Genomic DNA, 21,006 nt, shown 5'->3' on the forward strand with positions numbered 1-21,006 from the left:
TTAGTGCGGGGGATCAACCACAACTTTCTAATTCCTCTTGCACACCCAACCAATCCATTTCAATCGTTTCCAACTGTTGTTTCACATTCACCTGCTCCGCCAAAACCGCGGTTAATTTTTCTTTATTTTCTGGCGAATACAGATCGTTGTGGGAAAGTTGCTGTTCAATCTCTGCCAACTGATCTGACAATTTTTCCATTTGGCTTTCCAGTTGGCTAATTTTTTTGCGTAGTGGAGCGGTTTGTTGACGCAGATTCAGGCTGAATCTAGTTACCATATACATTTAAATATGATAATTCAAATAAGCGTCCATTTAGAGTAAAGTTAAAGAAAGGTACTCTGCTTATCAAATTTCATGAGATGTTATTTTAGATGATTTTGTACTCAAATTATAGCTATACTAGTCAATAAGCTGAACTTCCAATGTATCCTACATCTCAATCAATTCTACTTAATACATTATCTGATACTTTTATATTTGATTTTCTAATTGGATGAGTTTTATATTATGGAATTATATCTAGACCGTAGAAATTCATTGGGACTTTAATAAATTTAGCATTTCTTTTAAGAGTGTAATTTCTTCCTGTTGACGTTTAATAGTTTCATCTTTATGAGCGATGATTAAATTTAATTTTTCATTTTCATTGAGTATATCTTTAATGTTATTTGCAGAACTAAAAATATTTGAACCGTAATGATTTACCTGATAAGCAATATTTTTTTCATCACAATTTTGGATTAGCTCCACCACATCTAGATCAAAAATATCGGCTATTTGTTCCAGTTTATTCAATGTTAGCTTTGTTTCACCACGCTCAATTTTTCCGTAGCTATTAGTGGAAAGGTGCATTTTCTCTGCCATTTGCTCTTGAGAATATAGATGTTCTTCACGCAATAATCTGATTTTATCATTGATTTTCATAGATACTCTTTTTTCGATATATGACTAATGGATTTGGTGGATAGAAACCACTTTTAATTGGTTTTATTCCAAATTAAACGAGATAGACTATATCACAATTAGTAGCAACAAGAAAAGGGTTCAATTCCATGAGAAAAAATTTTTATTAATAATTGTAGCTATTAGTTTATTAGCTTGTGGAGATAATGATCCTGAAAAAGATATATTTGTTGAGGCTTGTAACCATGGTAGGTCAAAGTTAGAAGAAATTTGTTCGTGTGCTTATGATCAGTTAAAAAGTAAATATGGTGAAAACTTAGAAGTGAAAGCTAGACAACTAAATTCCGAATTTGTGCAATCAATGCAAGATGCGGTTTATCAATGTAAATAAAGGAATAAAAATGAGTAAATTTATCCAAGGTTTTGTTTCTATATATGCCGTTTTATGGTTTTTAACTGCAGTATATGGTTGGTTATGGGGGTCAAAAAGTGACCATAGTTTTGCTTACAATTTAGGTAGGGCGTTTTTTTGGCCTGATATTTGGTTTAATACCGATATTGTTGGGCAGTTTGTATTGGGCATCATAATTTTATTTATTGTATTTAAAAGCATAGCAAGATGACTAATATTTACTGGGTGTTATTAAAGTTAAGAAATGATTTCAATCAATTTTTAAATCTATAAACTAATATATGAGGATGTATGAAAATTACAAATATAGTCAAATCTTCTATAGTTTTATTTTCTTTTATCATGTCATTTAATGCCGTTGCTGAAAATTACTATGATGTTAGTCAATTTGATCTTTTTGGTATTAAATTAGGTATGCCTCCTGAAGAAGTAAGAACCATATTAAAATCTAAATATGATTTTGATATGCCTGCAATACCTAGTAGTTCTAACGGTTATTGTCAAAGTAGTATGGCTCTTCAACTCCCTAATGTAGGAGAAGTTAATGTAAGTTTTAACGTAGATACCGATCGCCCCTCAGAAAATTGTGAGAAAGGAGTCAAAGTTTCTTCAATAATATACAGTTTTTGGAGTATTATGGCACAACAAGGCAAAGACATATTAACAAATGCAGATAAAGAATCTATATATCAAAGTATTATTGTTAAATATGGAGAGCCATCTATTTCTGGTAGTAGTTATGGTGGGCGGTCATCAGATCTATATTGGCGAGGCGAAAAAGATAAGGGACAAGATGTTAGAAAAAGTGATTATTTATTACAATATTTTATTGGACCTCAACGTCTCATATTATCCTCTAAGTCAATTTCAGAAGAACCCTACAGACGAAGAAAAGAAGTAGAAGCGACCAAACGAAAAGTACAAGAAGAATACGATCGTACTCACGCAATTAAACCACAATTGTAATGTTCACTAGATTTAACCACAAAGCTCGTAATATACGAGCTTTTTTATAGTGTAAATATCAAAAAACATCTTTAAGCCTAAATTTCTAAAAATATTACTCTGATTTTTCCTACTCTCAACTGCCTGAAAGGACTTTTAAGGTGATTGAGATTAAATTCTATTGATTGCATAAAAACTCCTCTATTAATACATTTCATATCTATTACTTTCTTCCTGTAGCAAATTCATTAATTTGGCGTGAATAAATAATTTGTCACGCCCGACATTGATTTCATTAAGTACATGGATTTTACACAAGGCTTGTAAATATTTTGATGCGGTTTGTCGCTTGGCAATACCTGAATTTTCAAGATTGGCAATGCGAGTGTAAGGTTGTTCAAATAATAAATCGACTAACTCTCGGCTATAAATTGCAGGCAAGTTTTGTTGGATATAAGATCGAGTATGTTGTGCAAGGTTTTTGATCGCTTCGATTTTTTTCACTGTCCAAATTGCTGTATCTTCAATGCCTTTTAATAGATAGATAATCCATTCTCGCCAATTATTTTGGCTAGTCACCTCATTTAATAAGCGATAATAATCGGTTTTATTTTTGATAATGTAGCGACTGAGATACAAAATCGGTAGGCTCAATAGTCCTTTTTCAATGAGTAATAAGCTATTTAACACTCGACCTGTACGCCCATTACCGTCCGTAAAAGGGTGAATGGCTTCAAATTGATAATGTGCAACGGCTAAAATAATGAGCGGATCTAAATCGCTATTCTGGTGAATAAAACGTTCCCAATTAGCGAGTTTATCTCGAATAAGTTGTTCGCCTTCAGGTGGCGTATAAATAATCTTATTGGTCGTTGGGTTACCCAATGCCGTCCCCACAGATTGACGAATATCCATTGTTCGCCCCTTAATTTCACTGCAAATTAATACTGCTGTTTGAGTACTTAATGGTAAGCGTTCAAGACTTTGTACTCCAGCGAATAACGCCGTTCGATAGCGTAAGGCTTCTTTGGTAGCACCGTCTTGTGCTTCACCTGTAAATTGCATAGATTGAAAAATTTTATCCGTGGTAGTGACAATATTTTCAATTTCACTACTGGCACAGGCTTCCATTACAGGCAATGTATTGATTAACATGGCTTGATTAGGAATTAGTTCAGCAGCTTGTTTTAATTCCGCCAAAGCAGCACGAGCCAAGATTGTTTGTTTAAGAATATCTTTTGTTTCAAGATCTTGTGCAGGGGGGAGATTAGGTAGCTGATTATAAGGTCGTTTGGGATTCCAATTTATCATCTTTAAATTTTCCATTTTTTTAAATGTATTTTTAGTATATGTTTATGTGATAGACATATCAAGAGAATGTGTTTAAATTTCTTGACTTTTTAAGTTTAACCCTGCACTTGCGTACAGGGTTCACCATGGTAACGATACTCCGCATCTGGAATGAATTAAGCCATAGCGTGGCGTAACCATACTTAACCTCGTACGTTAGTACGGGGGATCAACCACAACTTTCTAATTCCTCTTGCACACCCAACCAATCCATTTCAATCGTTTCCAACTGTTGTTTCACATTCACCTGCTCCGCCAAAAGTGCGGTTAATTTTTCTTTATTTTCTGGCGAATACAGATCATTGTGGGAAAGTTGCTGTTCAATCTCTGCCAACTGATCTGACAATTTTTCCATTTGGCTTTCCAGTTGGCTAATTTTTTTGCGTAGTGGAGCGGTTTGTTGACGTAGTTCGGCTTCTCGGCGTTTTTGATCTTTTCTGTTTTGTTGGGAATTTTCCGAAATTTCCGTATTTTTCACCGCAGTTTGATTTAATTCTCGGCGTTCTTGAGCATTGATGTCATTTAGCCATTTGGCGTAATCGTCTAAATCACCGCTAAATTCTTCCACTTGCTTATCGTGGACTAAATAAAATTCTTCCACCGTGTTACGCAATAAATGGCGGTCGTGCGACACCACAACCAGTGAGCCTTGATAATCCACTAACGCTTCGGTTAAGGCTTGTCGCATGTCTAAATCTAAATGGTTGGTAGGTTCGTCTAATAGCAATAAATTCGGGCGTTGCCACACAATTAATGCTAACACAAGACGGGCTTTTTCGCCGCCTGAAAAGGTGTTGACGGGTTCGCTGACTTTGTCGCAGTGAAAGGCAAAACTGCCTAAATAATTGCGACAGTCTTGCTCGGTGAGTTTATCGTCTAATTTTTGTAAATGCCACAGGGCGGATTCTTCCGCTCGTAAGGTGTCTAATTGATGTTGAGCGAAATAGCCTAATTGCACGCCTTTTGCCAGTTGCACGTTGCCTGAAAGGGCTGGGAGTTCACCTGCCAATAATTTAATCAGGGTAGATTTCCCTGCGCCATTTTTGCCGAGTAAACCAATTCTTGAACCAGGGACAAGGTTGAGTTTAATTTTTTGCAAAATTTCCACCGCACTTTCACCAACCCCATAGCCAGCGGAGGCTTTGTCAATCATCACTAGCGGATTAGGCAATGACAGCGGTTCACGAAAAGCAAAGGTAAAGGGATTATCCACGTGAGCTGGGGCAATTTTCTCCATGCGTTCAAGGGCTTTCATCCGACTTTGGGCTTGTTTGGCTTTAGTCGCTTTGGCTTTGAAACGGTCGATATAGCTTTGTAAATGAGCGATTTTGTCCTGTTGTTGACGGAAAAGTGCGGTTTGTTGTGAGAGTTTTTCCGCTCGTTGTAGTTCAAAACTCGAATAGTCGCCCGTGTATTCGTTGAGTTTCTGTTGTTCAATATGCAAAATTTTATTCACGATAGGATCGAGAAAATCACGGTCGTGGGAAATCAATAATAGTGTGCCTTGATATTGGGTCAACCAGCGTTCGAGCCAAATCACCGCATCTAAATCCAAGTGGTTGGTGGGTTCGTCTAACAACAGTAAATCGGACGGACATAACAAGGCTTGTGCCAAATTCAACCGCATACGCCAACCGCCCGAAAAGGATTTGACGGGGCGTTGCAGTTCTTCTTGAGCAAAACCTAAACCGTGCAACAGGGCGGAAGCTCTTGATTGGATTGTCCACGCATCAATATTATCCAGTTGGGCGTGAATATGGGCAATGGCATTACCGTCATTTTGTTGATTGGCTTGTGCTAATGCTTGTTGTAATTGGCAATAAATGCGATCCCCTTGAATAACATAATCTAAAGCGGAAATATCCAATGCTGGGGTTTCTTGATTGACCCAAGATACCGCCCAGCTGGGAGGATAGCTAACATCACCGCTTTCGGGCGACATTTCTTTTTTTAGTAAAGCGAACAGTGAGGATTTACCGCACCCGTTTTTGCCTACTAAGCCTACTTTTTGTTTTGGATTAATGGTGGCAGAGGCGTTTTCGAGCAGTAAATTTTGCCCACGTTTTAAGGATAAATTTGAGAATGTAATCATTTTTTATGTTATATTTTTAAAAGTTTCCTTATTTTCCTGTTTTTCATTTAATTAGCAAGGGGATTTAACGATGTTGACAACAGATTTTATCGGTTTAGGCGTGGCTGGCAATTTTGCTGGGCATTTGGAACAGGCTGGCGAAGCAGCGGATTTTGTCAAAGTTAAAACCGAAAATGCCGTGCAACCGAAAGCGATTTTCCCTTTTTATGTGCCAAGCCAGCAGCTAAGTAAAGATGAACAATTTTTATCCATCTATCCAATTTCAAATGATCGCTTACAGTTTCCAAACAATGCTGATAATTTGCAAATTGAACCTGAAATTGCGTTGCTTTGTGACATTCAATATGACAAAACTATGCAAGAAACAACGCAAAAAGTCACCGCACTTTTACCGACCCATTTTGCCGCCTATAACGATTGTTCCATTCGCCGCCCGAATGCTCGCAAAATTTGTGAGAAGAAAAATTGGGGAGAAAATTCTAAAGGCTTATCAACGAATTGGATTGTTTTGGATCGCTTTACCACAGGCAGCAATATTGACGATTATCATATTGCGTGTTTCCATAAACGCAATGATGTGTTAAGTGAATATGGCATTGATAGCCCTGCGGTGGGCTACAGTTATTTTCACCAAAAATTATTGGATTGGATTGTCGATAAGAAATAATATTGCTAATTTGCTTAAACAAGCTAACTATCCAACCAAAGCCGTGATTAGCATTGGAGCAACTCGTTACACCGAATTTGGCGAAAAAAACTTTTTGCAAATAGGCGATATTAGTATAGTGGCGGTGTATAACGGTAAGCAGTATCAACATTCGCAAATTGTGGAAATGGCGGAAAACGGCATTTTTGCACAAGATATTTCAGCGTTAGTGCAGAAAGTGATTTAATTTTGACAGATAATTTATCTCGCACAGGCGTGCGAAAGTAAAGGTATGATAGTAAGAAGCAAGAAATTGCTTATTTTGTGATCTTTATCAAAGATTTTTTTAGTATTAAAAAGTAAGATAACAAAATCTCATTTCATTTTAAGGATATGCGTATGACTCCAGCAGAACTTTTCGGTGAAGGCATTAACTTGATGTTTTCGGGAATGGGTTTCGTATTGGTCTTTTTGCTCATTCTCATTTGGGCGATTGGACTAATGTCAAAACTGATTAACCGATATTTTCCAACACCCGTTATTGTGCCTAAAACAGCACCAAATTCCACCGCACTTCAACCTGCCAGTAACGACTTAGATCGTTTGCGTCCAGTGATTGTCGCTGCCATTGCACATCATCGTGCTAAACATTCAAATTAATAGAGAAGGATTTTATTATGAGTAAAAAAATTAAAGTCACTGACGTAGTACTTCGTGATGCCCATCAATCTTTGTTTGCTACCCGTTTACGTTTAGATGATATGTTGCCGATGGCGGCGGAATTAGATGATATTGGTTATTGGTCGTTAGAAGCGTGGGGCGGTGCGACCTTTGATAGCTGTATTCGTTTTTTAGGCGAAGATCCTTGGGTACGTTTGCGTGAGTTGAAAAAAGCCTGCCCGAAAACTCCGTTGCAAATGTTATTACGTGGACAAAATTTATTGGGCTATCGTCATTATGCCGATGATGTGGTGGATCGTTTTGTGGAACGTTGTGTCGCTAATGGCATGAGCGTATTCCGTGTATTTGATGCGTTAAACGACCCACGTAATATGCAAGCCGCTTTGCAAGCGGTGAAAAAACACGGCGGTCACGCACAAGGGACATTGAGTTACACCACCAGCCCCGTGCATACCTTGCAAACTTGGTTAGATGTGACAGAACAATTGCTTGAAATTGGTATTGATAGCCTTGTGATTAAAGATATGTCAGGGATTTTAAACCCAATGGCGGCTGCCGAATTAGTCGGCGAAATCAAAAAACGCTTTGATGTGCAATTACATTTGCATTGTCACTCCACCACAGGTATGGCAGAAATGGCATTATTAAAAGCGATTGAAGCAGGTGTTGATGGGGTGGATACAGCCATTTCTTCAATGTCAGGTACTTATGGACACCCAGCTACCGAATCCATTGTGGCGACCTTACAAGGTACGGAATTTGATACGGGCTTAGATATTCCACGTTTAGAAAAAATTGCCGCGTATTTCCGTGATGTGCGGAAAAAATATGCCAAATTTGAAGGGCAGTTGCGTGGTATTGATAGTCGTATTTTGGTGGCACAAGTGCCAGGTGGTATGTTGACTAATCTTGAGGGGCAATTAAAACAACAAAATGCCAGCGATAAATTAGATTTAGTGTTGGAAGAAATTCCACGCGTGCGTAAAGATTTAGGCTATATTCCGTTAGTCACCCCGACATCACAAATTGTGGGTACGCAATCTGTTATCAACGTGTTAATGGGCGAACGTTATAAAACCATCGCCAAAGAAACCGCAGGGATTTTAAAAGGCGAATATGGTCGCACTCCAGCCCCTGTGAATGCAGAATTACAAGCTCGTGTGCTTGAGGGAGGCAAACCAATTACCGACCGTCCAGCGGATCATATTGCCCCTGAAATGGCGAAAATTGAAGCAGAAGTGAAACAAACCGCACAAGAAAAAGGCATTAAACTGGCTGAAAATGCGGTAGATGATGCGTTAATTGTGGCGTTATTCCCACAAATTGGTTGGAAATTCTTAGAAAATCGTGGTAATCCTGCTGCCTTTGAGCCAGCACCAACGTTAGAAAGTGCGGTACAAAAACCAGCAGAAAAAGCCCCAGCCAAACCAGCAAGCGGTTCAGCAGTTTACACCGTGGAACTTGATGGTAAAGCCTTTGTTGTGAAAGTGTCTGAAGGTGGCGATGTTACTCATATTGCACCGACAGCAGCTCCAGCGACAGCCCCTGTGGCTCAAACTGCTCCAGCACCTGCTGTAAGTGGTACTGGCACCGCAGTCACCGCACCAATGGCAGGCAATATCTGGAAAGTGGTCGCCACCGAGGGGCAAACTGTCGCAGAGGGTGATGTGTTGTTTATTTTAGAAGCAATGAAAATGGAAACCGAAGTACGGGCGAACCTTGCTGGTACGGTGCGTGGTATTTGTGTGAAAGCGGGTGATTCAGTGGCTGTGGGCGACACCGTCATGACCATTGCTTAATTTGGAGGCAGTATGGAAAGTATTATTGCTCTACTGAAAGGCACAGGTATTATGCACCTTGAATGGGGGCAAGCGGTGATGATTTTGGTGAGCCTGTTGTTATTGTGGCTTGCCATTGTGAAAAAATTTGAACCGTTGTTGTTATTGCCGATTGGCTTTGGTGGCTTGTTATCGAATATTCCTGAAGCGGGCATGGCGATGACGGCATTGGATAATTTGTTACATTCAGGCACACCTGAACAACTTGCTGTGATTGCAGGAAAAATCGGTGTAGTGGCAGATCCTGTTGCAATTAAAACCGCTCTTGCGAGCTTGCCAGCCTCTGTGCAAGCACAGCTTGAAGTCACCGCTGGCGATCTTGGCTTTAGTGCAGGCATTTTAGCCCTGTTCTATAAAGTAGCGATTGGTTATGGTGTTGCACCACTGGTGATTTTTATGGGGGTCGGTGCCATGACGGATTTTGGTCCGTTAATTGCCAATCCAAGAACCTTATTACTCGGTGCGGCGGCACAATTCGGGATTTTCACCACCGTATTGGGTGCCTTGGGTTTAAACTGGTTAGGGGTAATTGATTTTACCTTGCCACAAGCTGCCTCTATCGGGATTATTGGGGGGGCAGACGGTCCAACCGCTATTTACTTAACCAGTAAACTGGCACCTGAATTATTGGGTGCGATTGCAGTGGCTGCCTATTCTTATATGGCGTTAGTCCCATTAATTCAGCCGCCAATTATGAAAGCCTTAACCACCGAAACTGAACGCAAAATTCGTATGACGCAACTTCGCAATGTGAGTAATACAGAAAAAGTGTTATTCCCGATTATTTTGTTATTGTTGGTGGCGTTATTATTACCTGATGCCGCACCATTGCTCGGTATGTTCTGTTTTGGTAATTTAATGAAAGTCAGTGGCGTGGTGGATCGTTTAAGTGATACCACACAAAATGCCTTGATTAACATTGTCACCATCGTGTTAGGTTTATCGGTTGGGGCGAAATTGGTGGCAGATAAATTCTTGCAACCACAAACCCTTGGTATTTTACTGTTAGGCGTGATTGCGTTTGGTATCGGAACAGGTAGCGGTGTATTGATGGCGAAATTGATGAACAAATTCAGCAAAAATAAAATCAACCCACTGATTGGTTCTGCTGGCGTGTCAGCCGTGCCAATGGCAGCTCGTGTTTCTAACAAAGTAGGGTTGGAAGCCGATCATCAAAACTTCTTACTGATGCACGCCATGGGACCGAATGTGGCTGGCGTAATTGGTTCAGCCATTGCCGCTGGTGTAATGCTAAAATACGTTGGGGCAATGTAAGGAAAAAAGTAAGAAAAAATGTGTTAAAAATACACCGCACTTTGGGGGGCAGATCAGATGAAGATCAAGCCCGAAGTGCGGTGTAAAATTTTCAAGATTCTTATTTATCCTGCTTTTTCTCAAAATTTTCTATCAATAATCTAAAATCATCATCGAAAAACAAATTTATCCTATTATTTCAATTTGAACTCTTTACAAATTCTGGTTTTTCTGACATAAAAGAACAGAACACAATATAAAATAACAAGGAGTCGATTATATGCAACATAAATTATTACCATCTTTATTGGCTAGTGGTGTCGCTTTAGCATTTTCTTTTTCTGCCAATGCGGTAAAAGTACCTGACGGCGTAGAATTAGCCCCTGTGCAAGAAATCACCATTAACAACGGTGCTGAACCGCAAAGTTTTGATCCGCATTTAACCGAGGGCGTGCCAGAATCCGAAGTAGTATCTCAGCTCTTAGAGGGGCTAGCGACCGTGGATTCTGACGGGAATACCGTTCCAGGGGTAGCTGAATCTTGGGATCATTCTGCTGATTACAAAACTTGGACTTTCCATTTGCGTAAAGATGCAAAATGGTCTAACGGCGATCCTGTGACTGCACAAGACTTTGTTTTCTCTTGGCAACGTTTAGTCACCCCAACCACCGCTTCGCCTTATGCGAGCTTTTTGACTTATATGCAAGTGGCTAATGCTCAAGATATTATTGACGGTAAAAAATCACCCGATAGCTTGGGAGTTAAAGCCATTGATGATTTGACATTTGAAGTGTCTTTAGACAATGCGGTGCCTTATCTCGTTGGCTTCACGACGCACCAATCTTTGTTACCAGTGCCGAAAAAAGTAGTGGAAAAATTTGGTGAAAACTGGGTAAAAAAAGAAAATATTGTGGGTAACGGTGCCTATGTTTTAGCAGATCACGTGATTAATGAAAAAATCGTGTTTGCACGTAATCCGAATTACTGGAATGATAAAGAAACCGTGATCGACAAAGCTACGTTTTTAAGTATTGAAAACCCAACTACGGACGTACAACGTTATCGTGCTGGGGATTTGCAAGTAACCAATTATGCGTTGCCAACCGAGCAATTTGCGAAATTGAAAAAAGAATTGCCAGACGAGTTATTTGTGACCAGAACCTTGTCAACCTATAGCTATGAGTTGAATAACAGTCGAGCTCCGTTTAATGATGTGCGTTTGCGTAAAGCACTTAATCTGGCGTTAGATCGCAATATTATTACCGATAAAGTATTGGCACAAGGGCAAACTCCGACTTATGTGTTTACTCCACCTTATATTAGCGAGGGGGAGAAAATCCAACAGCCAGCTTATTCTACCAAACCAATGGCAGAGCGTAATGCCGAAGCGATTAAATTGCTAGAAGAAGCAGGCTTTAGCAAATCAAATCCATTGAAATTCACTATTCTTTATAACACCAATGAAAACCATAAAAAAGTCGCCATTGCTGCCGCTTCTATTTGGAAAGCTAATACGCAAGGGCTAGTTGATGTGAAATTAGAAAACCAAGAATGGAAAACCTATATTTCAACTCGCCGTAGCAAAAATTATGACGCAGCGAGAGCAGGTTGGAGTGCTGATTATAACCAAGCCTCTACCTTTGTGAATTATTTCTTATCTAATTCAAGTAATAACACCGCATTTTATCGCAGTGAGAAGTATGATGCGGCTGTCATGGAATCTCGTGCGGCATTAGATGAAAATCAGCGTGCAGAAGCCTATGCGAAAGCAGAAGAGATTTTAGCCGAAGAAGCCGCCATTGTGCCGATTTATAACTATGTGAATCCACGTTTGGTGAAAACCTTTGTAAAAGGCTACACAGGTAAAGATCCACAAGATAAGATCTTGTTAAGAAATCTTTATATTATCAAACATTAACAGTCATTTTCCTGAAATCTTTTCAGGGGTGTTTCTCTTTCCCAAATGGGAATGTACTGAATGATGTAGTCTGGGTCGGGAAAGCCCGATCCAGCTATAAAAGTGCGGTATTTTTTTTATTAATTTCATGATTTTTTGTGGGCTGTCCTTATGTTTAAATTTATTATTAGAAGACTGCTTGAAGCGATACCAACGTTGTTTCTTCTGATTACGGTATCTTTTTTCCTGATGCGACTTGCACCAGGTAATCCGTTTACCAGTGAAAAAGCCTATCCGCCTGAAGTAATGGCGAATATCGAAGCAAAATATCATCTGAATGAGCCTTTATATAAACAGTATTTTCTGTATTTGGAAAATCTCTCGCACGGGGATTTCGGTCCCTCGTTTAAATATAAAGATCAAACGGTGAATACCTTAATTGCATCGGCTTTTCCTGTTTCGATTAAACTGGGTTTAACCGCCTTTGTGTTTGCTGTCACCTTGGGGTTATTGGCTGGCATTGTGGCAGCATTAAATCAAAATAGTCGGTGGGATTATTTGGTAATGAGTTTTGCCATGACGGGGGTGATTATTCCGAGCTTTGTGATTGCACCGTTATTGGTACTGGTTTTTGCCATTTATTTAGGTTGGTTGCCTGCTGGTGGTTGGAACGGCGGCACGCTGTATTATATGGCATTACCTGTGGTTGCGTTAACCATTGGCTATGTGGCAGGGATTGCACGGATTATGCGTGGCTCGATGATTGAAGTGCTACATTCTCCGTTTATTCGCACTGCTAAAGCTAAAGGGCTGCCATTGTGGCGGATTATTTTTAAACATGCGTTACGTCCTGCGATTATTCCAGTAGTAACCTATTTAGGACCTGCATTTGTGGGAATTATCACAGGTTCTATGGTGATTGAGCAAGTATTTGGCTTACCAGGTATCGGGCAGTTATTTGTGAATGGTGCGTTAAACCGTGATTATTCCTTAGTCTTGAGTTTAACCATTTTAGTCGGCACCTTGACCATTTTCTTTAATGCGGTGGTGGATATTTTATATGCGGTTATTGATCCGAAATTGCGTAGTTAAGGGGGCGATATGTTAAAAGTGCAACAAAATCAAGAATTAGCCCAAAAACTCCTTGAACAATCGAATATGCTGTCATTGGAAAGTCGTAGTCTATGGCAAGATGCCAAACGCCGTTTTATTGCCAATAAAGCCGCTATGTTCAGCTTATTTATGTTGGTATTGATCGTGCTGTTTATTACCTTTGCACCCATGTTAATGCCGTTTAGTTTTGAAGACACCGATTGGAATATGATGAGTGCTGCCCCTGATTTTGAATCGGGACATTATTTAGGTACGGACGGTTCAGGACGTGATTTGTTAGTACGGATTGCTATGGGTGGACGTATTTCGCTAATGGTAGGTATTTTAGGTGCATTAATTGCGGTGTTGATCGGTACGGTTTACGGGGCTATTTCTGGCTTTTTTGGTAAAACCGTGGATATGTTGATGATGCGTGCCTTAGAGGTACTGAGTTCGTTTCCGTTTATGTTCTTTGTGATTTTATTGGTAACGTTCTTTGGACAAAATATTCTATTAATTTTTGTGGCAATCGGTATGATTTCTTGGCTTAACCTCGCTCGTATTGTGCGTGGTCAAACCCTAAGTTTGAAAAATAAAGAATTTATTGAAGCGGCGATGGTGTGTGGCGTGTCACGGCGAAAAATTATTTTCCGTCATATTATCCCGAATTTATTGGGGATTGTGGTGGTGTATGCCTCTTTAGAAGTGCCGTCATTGATTTTATTCGAATCTTTTTTAAGTTTTTTAGGGTTAGGCACACAAGAGCCGATGAGCAGTTGGGGAGCGTTGTTGAATGACGGTGCGGCACAGATGGAAAGTTCTCCTTGGCTGTTGATTTTCCCTGCTTGTTTTTTATGTTTAACGCTGTTTTGTTTTAACTTTATCGGTGATGGATTGCGTGATGCCTTGGATCCAAAGGAGAGATAAACGATGAATAATTTGCTTGATGTACAAAATTTATCGGTAAAATTTTCCACACCTGACGGTGTTGTTACGGCGGTGAATGAACTGAATTTTACCCTTGAACAAGGCGAAACCTTAGGTATTGTGGGCGAATCGGGTTCGGGTAAATCACAAACTGCCTTTGCCTTAATGGGGCTATTGGCTTCCAATGGTAAAACCACTGGATCGGCTAAATTTAACGGTCAGGAATTGCTTAATTTGACGGAACGCCAATTAAATAAAATTCGTGCCAGAGATATTGCGATGATTTTCCAAGATCCCATGACCTCGCTCAATCCTTATATGAAAGTGGGTGAGCAGTTAATGGAAGTGTTGATGATTCATAAAAATATGGATAAATCCACCGCACTTTCTGAGTCGATCCGTATGTTAGATGCGGTTAAAATGCCTGAAGCAAGAAAACGTATGGCGATGTATCCGCATGAATTTTCAGGCGGTATGCGACAACGGGTGATGATCGCCATGGCGTTGTTATGTCGTCCAAAATTATTGATTGCCGATGAACCGACCACGGCGTTAGATGTGACGGTGCAAGCCCAAATTATGACCTTACTCAACGAATTAAAACGTGAGTTTAACACGGCGATTATTATGATTACCCATGATCTCGGCGTGGTAGCAGGGATTTGTGATAAAGTGTTGGTGATGTATGCTGGCAGAACCATGGAATACGGCAGTGCGGAGCAGATTTTCTATCAACCGACTCACCCGTATTCAATGGGCTTAATGGAAGCGATTCCCCGTTTGGATAGCCAATCTCACGAGTTAAAAACCATTGCTGGCAATCCGCCGAATTTGCTGCGTTTACCGCAAGGGTGTCCGTTTTCACCACGTTGCCAATATGTTAGCGAACAATGTTTGACCGCCCCGAAATTAAGTCAATGGACGGATAACCGCTTACGCAACTGTTGGATTGATGCCAAGGAGTTTGCAGTATGACTGAAAAACAACCTATTCTTGAAGTAAATCACCTTTCGGTGAATTTCAAAATTAAAAATAAAAAATCGCTGTTTTTTGCCAAACCGTTAACCCTGAAAGCAGTAAACAATGTGTCGTTCCAACTTTATCAAGGCGAAACCTTGGGTGTGGTAGGCGAATCAGGTTGTGGCAAATCCACCCTTGCACGTGCGATTATCGGTTTAGTCAAAGCATCGGCAGGGGAAATTTTATGGTTAGGTAAAAACCTTGCTCACCAATCACAAAAAGAGTGGAAAGACACCCGTAAAGATATTCAAATGATCTTCCAAGATCCACTGGCTTCACTCAATCCACGGATGAATATCGGCGAAATTATTGCCGAGCCATTGGAGATTTATCAACCGCATTTATCTAAAGCGGAAGTGAAGCAAAAAGTGCAAGACATGATGATTAAAGTCGGTTTGCTGCCAAACGTGATCAACCGTTATCCGCACGAATTTTCAGGTGGTCAATGTCAACGTATCGGTATTGCTCGAGCATTAATTATCGAACCGAAAATTATTATTTGTGACGAACCCGTTTCGGCGTTAGATGTGTCGATTCAGGCACAAGTGGTCAACTTATTGAAATCATTACAGAAAGAAATGGGGTTAAGCCTGATTTTTATTGCTCATGATTTATCCATTGTGAAACATATTTCCGATCGTGTATTGGTGATGTATTTAGGCAATGCCGTGGAATTAGGCACCGATGAACAGGTGTTTAACCATACTCAACACCCTTATACGCAAGCCTTAATGTCCGCCGTGCCGATTCCTGACCCAAGATTGGAACGCAATAAAACCATTCAATTATTGGAGGGGGATTTACCATCGCCGATTAATCCGCCATCAGGCTGCGTGTTCCGTACCCGTTGCCCGAAAGTCACAGAGAACTGTGCGAAGACTGTGCCGTCATTGGTCGGAAAAGGTAATCATTTAGTAGCTTGTGTGAATATATAAGAGATAGCCAAAGGATATAAACCTTTGGCTATTTTTATTCGTAGAAAGTGCGGTGATTTTTGCGTTATTTTCTTAATTTGACTAATTCCACCGCATGATCCGCCCCTTTTTTCAGGATAAGATTGGCTCGTTCTCTGGTGGGTAATATATTTTCTTTTAAATTTAACCCATTAATATTATCCCAAATGCTACTCGCCGTTTGAATGGCTTCTTGTTCGGACAAGTTGGCATAATGTTTAAAATAGGAATTTGGATTATTAAACGCACTTTGACAGAGTTTTAGGAAACGATGAATATACCATTCTTTTAGGCGTTCTTCTTCCGCATCAACATAAATAGAAAAATCCACGAAATCTGATACGAAAGTTTCGGCTTTGTTACTAATTTGTAGGACATTTAACCCCTCTAAGATAAGAATATCAGGCTGATTGACCAGATCAAATTGGTCGGCAATAATATCGTAAGTTAAATGGGAATAAATTGGTGCTTTGACATTTGCTTTGCCTGATTTAATATCCGCTAAGAATTGCAGTAGTTTTGGGGTGTCGTAGGAAATGGGAAAGCCTTTTTTATGTAATAGGTTTTTTTCTTGTAAAATATCAAGCGGGTATAGAAAGCCATCTGTAGTAATAAGATCTACTTTTCGCTCTTGAGGCCAATGACTTAATAAGGACTGAATAATTCGAGCTGAGGTGCTTTTGCCAACCGCAACACTTCCTGCAATGCTGATAATATAAGGTACTTTAGGATTTTGCCCGCCTAAGAAGCGATTTAATACGGTTTGGCGGCGTAAATTTTCTTCAATATAATAATTAAGTAAACGAACTAAGGGTAAGTAAATGGTGCTGACTTCATCTAAGGATAGTTCTTCATTAAAGCCTAATAAGGGTTTTAGATCTTGTTCCGTTAATTTCAATGGTACAGATTTTCTTAATTCAGACCATTGCTCACGTTGAAAAGTTAAAAAAGGGCTAAGTGTTTCAGCTATAGAATGAGTAACGTTAGTCACAATAATATCTTCGTTTTATAGGTTTAAAGTCAGTATGTAAAATATACCTTAATCTTCAGCAAAGTGGCACAAGTTTTTAGAAGAAAGTTGAGATTTAAAACAAAATGGTGAAATTCTGCTTGTTTATTAGTCGAATAATAGCAAAATTTTCTTTTTTTATTAAAAAATACTTGTCAGGGCGTAAAATTCCCCTATAATACGCCTCACTTGCTTATGAAGCCGACTTAGCTCAGTAGGTAGAGCAACTGACTTGTAATCAGTAGGTCATCAGTTCGATTCCGATAGTCGGCACCATTTTCATAATCAAGCCATTCATTAGTGGAGGGGTTCCCGAGCGGCCAAAGGGGGCAGACTGTAAATCTGTTGGCTCAGCCTTCGAAGGTTCGAATCCTTCTCCCTCCACCACTTATCAATGAATTTGTTTGATGGACAGATGAATTTAGGACTGCGGGCATCGTATAATGGCTATTACCCTAGCCTTCCAAGCTAGAGATGCGGGTTCGATTCCCGCTGCCCGCTCCAAGTAAGCGCTGATATAGCTCAGTTGGTAGAGCGCACCCTTGGTAAGGGTGAGGTCGGCGGTTCAAATCCGCCTATCAGCACCACTTCTTAATTTCAAATCTATCCTTTATAAACCATAGAAATTAGTTACATTAGGTTAATGTGGTGTTATTGTACCATCGATAACCGTGTTTTTTAGAGGGACTTATTAAAATGTCTAAAGAAAAATTTGAACGTACAAAACCGCACGTTAACGTGGGTACAATCGGCCACGTTGACCATGGTAAAACAACTTTAACAGCAGCCATCACAACCGTATTAGCAAAACACTACGGTGGTGCAGCACGTGCATTTGACCAAATCGACAATGCACCAGAAGAAAAAGCACGTGGTATTACTATCAACACCTCACACGTTGAATACGATACCCCAACTCGTCACTACGCACACGTTGACTGTCCGGGACACGCCGACTATGTAAAAAACATGATTACAGGTGCGGCACAAATGGACGGAGCTATCTTAGTCGTAGCAGCAACAGATGGTCCAATGCCACAAACTCGTGAACACATCTTATTAGGTCGCCAAGTAGGTGTACCATACATCATCGTATTCTTAAACAAATGCGATATGGTAGATGACGAAGAGTTATTAGAATTAGTGGAAATGGAAGTTCGTGAATTACTTTCACAATACGATTTCCCAGGTGACGATACCCCAATCGTACGCGGTTCAGCATTAAAAGCGTTAGAAGGTGATGCAGCATGGGAAGAAAAAATTCTTGAGTTAGCCAACCACTTAGATACTTACATTCCAGAACCTGAGCGTGCGATTGACCAACCGTTCTTATTACCAATCGAAGACGTATTCTCAATCTCTGGTCGTGGTACAGTAGTAACAGGTCGTGTAGAACGTGGAATTATCCGTACAGGTGATGAAGTAGAAATCGTAGGTATCAAAGATACAGCGAAAACAACCGTAACAGGTGTAGAAATGTTCCGTAAATTACTTGACGAAGGTCGTGCAGGTGAAAACATCGGTGCATTATTACGTGGTACAAAACGTGAAGAAATCGAACGTGGTCAAGTATTAGCGAAACCAGGTTCAATCACGCCACACACAGATTTCGAATCAGAAGTTTACGTATTATCAAAAGAAGAAGGTGGACGTCATACTCCATTCTTCAAAGGCTACCGTCCACAGTTCTACTTCCGTACAACGGACGTAACAGGTACGATTGAGTTACCAGAAGGCGTAGAAATGGTAATGCCAGGCGATAACATCAAAATGTCAGTAAGCTTAATCCACCCAATCGCGATGGACCAAGGTTTACGCTTTGCGATTCGTGAAGGCGGACGTACAGTCGGTGCTGGCGTTGTGGCTAAAATTGTTAAATAATTAACGATTTAGCTAACATAGTTTAGGGGCGTATTGAATACGCCCCTTTTTATTATAGCTAGGGTTTACTAGCTATAATAAAAAAGTGCGGTAAAAAATACCGCACTTCCCACAGAATATCAATAGGTTAACTATTTCGGTTGCCCCACTGGTAAAATCTCACGACCAAAACTATCATTAATAATATCTGCCGCAGCTAAATAGAACGCACAAAGTGCGGTGATTAAACCTAAATAACCGCCTACATTGACAATACTGTGATTACCTGTTGCATCGCCGATAGCTAACGCATAGAACGTTAAGGTTAAAAAGAAGAAAATTGCTCTCAGGGCTTTAGCTTTCGCCAGTGTGCCTAAAAACATCATTAAGGTAAATGTTCCCCAAGCCCCTAAATACCATGCCACGAATGTTGCAGGTGTTTCACCTTTGAAGAATGTTACGAATAACGCCCATGACCACCAGAATGCACCATAACTAATAAAAGCAGTGAAACCAAAGGTGTTACCTTTTTTGTATTCAAACATACCCGCGATCATCTGTGCTGTACCGCCAAAAGCAAACGCCATAGCCACCACTAAACCGATACTTTTGGTATCAAACACGCCTGCATTAATTAAACATAATAACCAAGTAGTTAAAGCAAAACCACATAAACCAAGTGGTGCTGGGTTTGCTAAACCGTCTTTTACTGTTGACATAAATTTTCCTTTAAAGAGTGAATAAATAAGGACTAAAAAAGGGCGTTAGTATGTCTGATTTTTATGTATAAATAAAGGGGCTATGGTTAAATATTTATTATTTTTTAATCAATATGGAGAATTATGTTAAGATTTAGATTGTTTTTTATTTTTATGTGATTTAGGCAAATAATTAATGAGAAAATTATTCCAATGTTTTAAAAAAATAGTTGCTTTACTTGTTGGCTTATTATTAAGTGCAGTAGCTTGCACTAACTTGCATCCTACTTTTGGTGGCTCTCCCGATGAACAGAGTAAGGCAAAAATTAATAAATCGCCAAACTTTAACGGCAAGACTTTTGTTAATTTAGAACCTACTCCAATCGGTTTTCAGAAAACGGCTGATGGTGAAGATACTTCATGGTTAAAACGTATTTTTGAAATTGCCTTTCCCCCTGCTGGAAAGCAGCCTAGTGAACCTTTACCGAGCCTAAAGTTAGATATTTCTCAGATAGAAAATGGTAGTTTTACGTGGCTTGGACATTCCACGGTATTATTTAAGCTTAATGACAAGATCTTAATCACCGATCCTGTATTTCATCGTGCTTCTCCAATCTTTTTTGGCGGTAAACCTTTTGCCATGACTCATACTCCAAGTGTGGCAGATTTACCAGCCATTGATGCAGTAATAATTTCTCACGATCACTATGATCATCTTGATTATCAAGCTATTCAAGAAATTAACCAAAAAACAACGCACTTTTATGTGCCACTAGGTGTGAAAGGACATTTACAACGCTGGGGCGTACCAGATGAAAAAATTACTGAGTTAGATTGGTATGAACAGGCTCAACTGGGTCAACTCCATTTTACTTTAGCACCATCTCGCCATTTTAGTGGGCGTGGGCTAACCAACCGAAATACTACATTGTGGGGAAGTTGGGTGATTAAGTCACCGTTATTAACAGTCTTTTTTAATGGTGATGGAGGATATGGTCAACATTATAAATTGCTGGGTGAAAAATATGGTCCGTTTGACATCGCTTTAATGGAAAACGGAGCTTATGATGCTCATTGGTCTTTAATTCACATGACACCAGAACAATCAGTACAAGCCACTGTGGATTTAAAAGCAAAAGCTGTTTTGCCGATTCATTGGGCAAAATTCGATTTAGCTAACCATAATTGGCGTGATCCTATTCAACGTTTTTTAAAAGCTGCTGAGAAACAGGATTTCCAAACGGTTACGCCCAAAATAGGGCAAACTTTTACATTGAATAAATTGCCACAGGAAGATTGGTGGTCAGGGGTGAAATAATTTGGTTAAGCGGTAAATGTTAAAAAATAGTTAAAAATTAATTGGCTATCTGTTATTTTTTTGCGTGAATATTTGATCTATGTCAGATTTTATAACTGTTTTTAGGTAAA

17 protein-coding genes, 4 tRNA genes and 2 pseudogenes are annotated in these 21,006 nt (G+C 39.7%); 17 read left to right on the forward strand and 6 right to left on the reverse strand.

All coding sequences use genetic code 11. The annotated features are described in order from the left end of the window. Positions 1–13: 13 nt before the first annotated feature. Both O1Q80_RS02190 and O1Q80_RS02195 read right to left on the reverse strand, forming a co-directional pair. A pseudogene (locus O1Q80_RS02190) lies at positions 14–268 on the reverse strand (ABC transporter ATP-binding protein); the annotation flags it as partial. A 267-nt stretch (positions 269–535) separates the two neighbouring features. Further along, positions 536–925, reverse strand: coding sequence for a helix-turn-helix domain-containing protein (locus tag O1Q80_RS02195; RefSeq protein ID WP_386695409.1), 390 nt, complete (start codon positions 923–925; stop codon positions 536–538). A 380-nt stretch (positions 926–1,305) separates the two neighbouring features. On the opposite strand from O1Q80_RS02195, the gene O1Q80_RS02200 reads away from it, so the two are divergent. Continuing rightward, positions 1,306–1,527: a hypothetical protein gene (locus O1Q80_RS02200; RefSeq protein ID WP_386695410.1), complete on the forward strand. Its 222-nt coding sequence runs from the start codon at positions 1,306–1,308 to the stop codon at positions 1,525–1,527. An 80-nt stretch (positions 1,528–1,607) separates the two neighbouring features. Further along, positions 1,608–2,282 (forward strand): hypothetical protein, encoded by a 675-nt coding sequence (locus tag O1Q80_RS02205; RefSeq protein WP_386695412.1) that lies wholly within the window; start codon positions 1,608–1,610, stop codon positions 2,280–2,282. A 183-nt stretch (positions 2,283–2,465) separates the two neighbouring features. On the opposite strand, the gene fic is transcribed toward O1Q80_RS02205, so the two are convergent. Together fic and O1Q80_RS02215 are read right to left on the reverse strand one after the other, a co-directional pair. After that, entirely contained in the window at positions 2,466–3,572 is a 1,107-nt protein-coding gene (gene fic / locus O1Q80_RS02210; protein WP_386695414.1) for a protein adenylyltransferase Fic, read from the reverse strand. Between the two features lie 208 nt (positions 3,573–3,780). Then, the gene (locus O1Q80_RS02215; protein ID WP_386695416.1) at positions 3,781–5,703 is read right to left on the reverse strand and encodes an ABC transporter ATP-binding protein; all 1,923 of its coding nucleotides are present in this window, start codon (positions 5,701–5,703) and stop codon (positions 3,781–3,783) included. Between the two features lie 70 nt (positions 5,704–5,773). On the opposite strand from O1Q80_RS02215, the pseudogene O1Q80_RS02220 reads away from it, so the two are divergent. From O1Q80_RS02220 to oppF, 9 genes and pseudogenes are all read left to right on the forward strand, one after another. Further along, positions 5,774–6,596: pseudogene (locus O1Q80_RS02220) on the forward strand (DUF5718 family protein). A gap of 152 nt (positions 6,597–6,748) precedes the next feature. Continuing rightward, the gene (locus O1Q80_RS02225; RefSeq protein ID WP_386688543.1) at positions 6,749–7,009 is read left to right on the forward strand and encodes an oxaloacetate decarboxylase subunit gamma; all 261 of its coding nucleotides are present in this window, start codon (positions 6,749–6,751) and stop codon (positions 7,007–7,009) included. Between the two features lie 17 nt (positions 7,010–7,026). After that, positions 7,027–8,829, forward strand: a complete 1,803-nt coding sequence (gene oadA, locus O1Q80_RS02230; protein ID WP_386695418.1) for a sodium-extruding oxaloacetate decarboxylase subunit alpha — start codon at positions 7,027–7,029, stop codon at positions 8,827–8,829. Between the two features lie 12 nt (positions 8,830–8,841). Next, positions 8,842–10,143, forward strand: a complete 1,302-nt coding sequence (locus O1Q80_RS02235; RefSeq protein ID WP_386695420.1) for a sodium ion-translocating decarboxylase subunit beta — start codon at positions 8,842–8,844, stop codon at positions 10,141–10,143. Positions 10,144–10,402: 259 nt separating this feature from the next. Next, the gene (locus O1Q80_RS02240) at positions 10,403–12,040 is read left to right on the forward strand and encodes an ABC transporter substrate-binding protein (RefSeq protein ID WP_386695422.1); all 1,638 of its coding nucleotides are present in this window, start codon (positions 10,403–10,405) and stop codon (positions 12,038–12,040) included. A 150-nt stretch (positions 12,041–12,190) separates the two neighbouring features. Continuing rightward, positions 12,191–13,111: an oligopeptide ABC transporter permease OppB gene (gene oppB, locus O1Q80_RS02245; protein ID WP_386688535.1), complete on the forward strand. Its 921-nt coding sequence runs from the start codon at positions 12,191–12,193 to the stop codon at positions 13,109–13,111. A 66-nt stretch (positions 13,112–13,177) separates the two neighbouring features. Next, complete coding sequence (oppC, locus tag O1Q80_RS02250) at positions 13,178–14,038, forward strand: oligopeptide ABC transporter permease OppC (protein ID WP_386690176.1); 861 nt, start codon at positions 13,178–13,180, stop codon at positions 14,036–14,038. A gap of 3 nt (positions 14,039–14,041) precedes the next feature. Next, a complete protein-coding gene (locus O1Q80_RS02255; protein ID WP_386695423.1) occupies positions 14,042–15,013 on the forward strand; it encodes an ABC transporter ATP-binding protein in 972 nt (323 codons plus the stop codon). Next, the gene (gene oppF, locus O1Q80_RS02260) at positions 15,010–15,993 is read left to right on the forward strand and encodes a murein tripeptide/oligopeptide ABC transporter ATP binding protein OppF (protein ID WP_386695425.1); all 984 of its coding nucleotides are present in this window, start codon (positions 15,010–15,012) and stop codon (positions 15,991–15,993) included. Before O1Q80_RS02255 ends, oppF begins: the two co-directional genes overlap by 4 nt. A gap of 64 nt (positions 15,994–16,057) precedes the next feature. Here the strand turns inward: oppF and coaA are convergent, their stop codons facing one another. Then, on the reverse strand, positions 16,058–17,002 hold the full coding sequence (coaA, locus tag O1Q80_RS02265; RefSeq protein WP_386695426.1) for a type I pantothenate kinase: 945 nt from the start codon (positions 17,000–17,002) through the stop codon (positions 16,058–16,060). A gap of 218 nt (positions 17,003–17,220) precedes the next feature. Here coaA and O1Q80_RS02270 point away from each other — a divergent pair. From O1Q80_RS02270 to tuf, 5 genes are all read left to right on the forward strand, one after another. After that, positions 17,221–17,296, forward strand: a tRNA-Thr gene (locus O1Q80_RS02270). A 26-nt stretch (positions 17,297–17,322) separates the two neighbouring features. Then, positions 17,323–17,407, forward strand: a tRNA-Tyr gene (locus O1Q80_RS02275). 42 nt (positions 17,408–17,449) lie between these two features. Next, positions 17,450–17,524 (forward strand) — tRNA-Gly (locus O1Q80_RS02280). A 7-nt stretch (positions 17,525–17,531) separates the two neighbouring features. Next, positions 17,532–17,607, forward strand: a tRNA-Thr gene (locus O1Q80_RS02285). 109 nt (positions 17,608–17,716) lie between these two features. Further along, positions 17,717–18,901 carry an elongation factor Tu gene (gene tuf, locus O1Q80_RS02290; RefSeq protein ID WP_386688527.1) on the forward strand — a complete coding sequence of 395 codons (1,185 nt, stop codon included), beginning with the start codon at positions 17,717–17,719 and terminating at the stop codon, positions 18,899–18,901. A gap of 131 nt (positions 18,902–19,032) precedes the next feature. Here the strand turns inward: tuf and O1Q80_RS02295 are convergent, their stop codons facing one another. Further along, entirely contained in the window at positions 19,033–19,599 is a 567-nt protein-coding gene (locus tag O1Q80_RS02295) for an acetate uptake transporter (RefSeq protein ID WP_386695428.1), read from the reverse strand. A 175-nt stretch (positions 19,600–19,774) separates the two neighbouring features. On the opposite strand from O1Q80_RS02295, the gene O1Q80_RS02300 reads away from it, so the two are divergent. Then, complete coding sequence (locus O1Q80_RS02300; RefSeq protein WP_386695430.1) at positions 19,775–20,896, forward strand: MBL fold metallo-hydrolase; 1,122 nt, start codon at positions 19,775–19,777, stop codon at positions 20,894–20,896. Positions 20,897–21,006 lie beyond the last annotated feature (110 nt).

This window comes from Lonepinella sp. MS14435 (assembly GCF_042485795.1).
Lineage (GTDB): Bacteria > Pseudomonadota > Gammaproteobacteria > Enterobacterales > Pasteurellaceae > Lonepinella.

Bases quoted from the DNA above. Each gene is read 5' to 3' on its own strand.
- O1Q80_RS02195 (WP_386695409.1), bottom strand. From the start codon at position 925: ATGAAAATCAATGATAAAATCAGATTATTGCGTGAAGAACATCTATAT.
- O1Q80_RS02200 (WP_386695410.1), top strand. From the start codon at position 1,306: ATGAGTAAATTTATCCAAGGTTTTGTTTCTATATATGCCGTTTTATGG.
- O1Q80_RS02205 (WP_386695412.1), top strand. From the start codon at position 1,608: ATGAAAATTACAAATATAGTCAAATCTTCTATAGTTTTATTTTCTTTT.
- fic (WP_386695414.1), bottom strand. From the start codon at position 3,572: ATGATAAATTGGAATCCCAAACGACCTTATAATCAGCTACCTAATCTC.
- O1Q80_RS02215 (WP_386695416.1), bottom strand. From the start codon at position 5,703: ATGATTACATTCTCAAATTTATCCTTAAAACGTGGGCAAAATTTACTG.
- O1Q80_RS02225 (WP_386688543.1), top strand. From the start codon at position 6,749: ATGACTCCAGCAGAACTTTTCGGTGAAGGCATTAACTTGATGTTTTCG.
- oadA (WP_386695418.1), top strand. From the start codon at position 7,027: ATGAGTAAAAAAATTAAAGTCACTGACGTAGTACTTCGTGATGCCCAT.
- O1Q80_RS02235 (WP_386695420.1), top strand. From the start codon at position 8,842: ATGGAAAGTATTATTGCTCTACTGAAAGGCACAGGTATTATGCACCTT.
- O1Q80_RS02240 (WP_386695422.1), top strand. From the start codon at position 10,403: ATGCAACATAAATTATTACCATCTTTATTGGCTAGTGGTGTCGCTTTA.
- oppB (WP_386688535.1), top strand. From the start codon at position 12,191: ATGTTTAAATTTATTATTAGAAGACTGCTTGAAGCGATACCAACGTTG.
- oppC (WP_386690176.1), top strand. From the start codon at position 13,178: ATGCTGTCATTGGAAAGTCGTAGTCTATGGCAAGATGCCAAACGCCGT.
- O1Q80_RS02255 (WP_386695423.1), top strand. From the start codon at position 14,042: ATGAATAATTTGCTTGATGTACAAAATTTATCGGTAAAATTTTCCACA.
- oppF (WP_386695425.1), top strand. From the start codon at position 15,010: ATGACTGAAAAACAACCTATTCTTGAAGTAAATCACCTTTCGGTGAAT.
- tuf (WP_386688527.1), top strand. From the start codon at position 17,717: ATGTCTAAAGAAAAATTTGAACGTACAAAACCGCACGTTAACGTGGGT.
- O1Q80_RS02295 (WP_386695428.1), bottom strand. From the start codon at position 19,599: ATGTCAACAGTAAAAGACGGTTTAGCAAACCCAGCACCACTTGGTTTA.
- O1Q80_RS02300 (WP_386695430.1), top strand. From the start codon at position 19,775: ATGAGAAAATTATTCCAATGTTTTAAAAAAATAGTTGCTTTACTTGTT.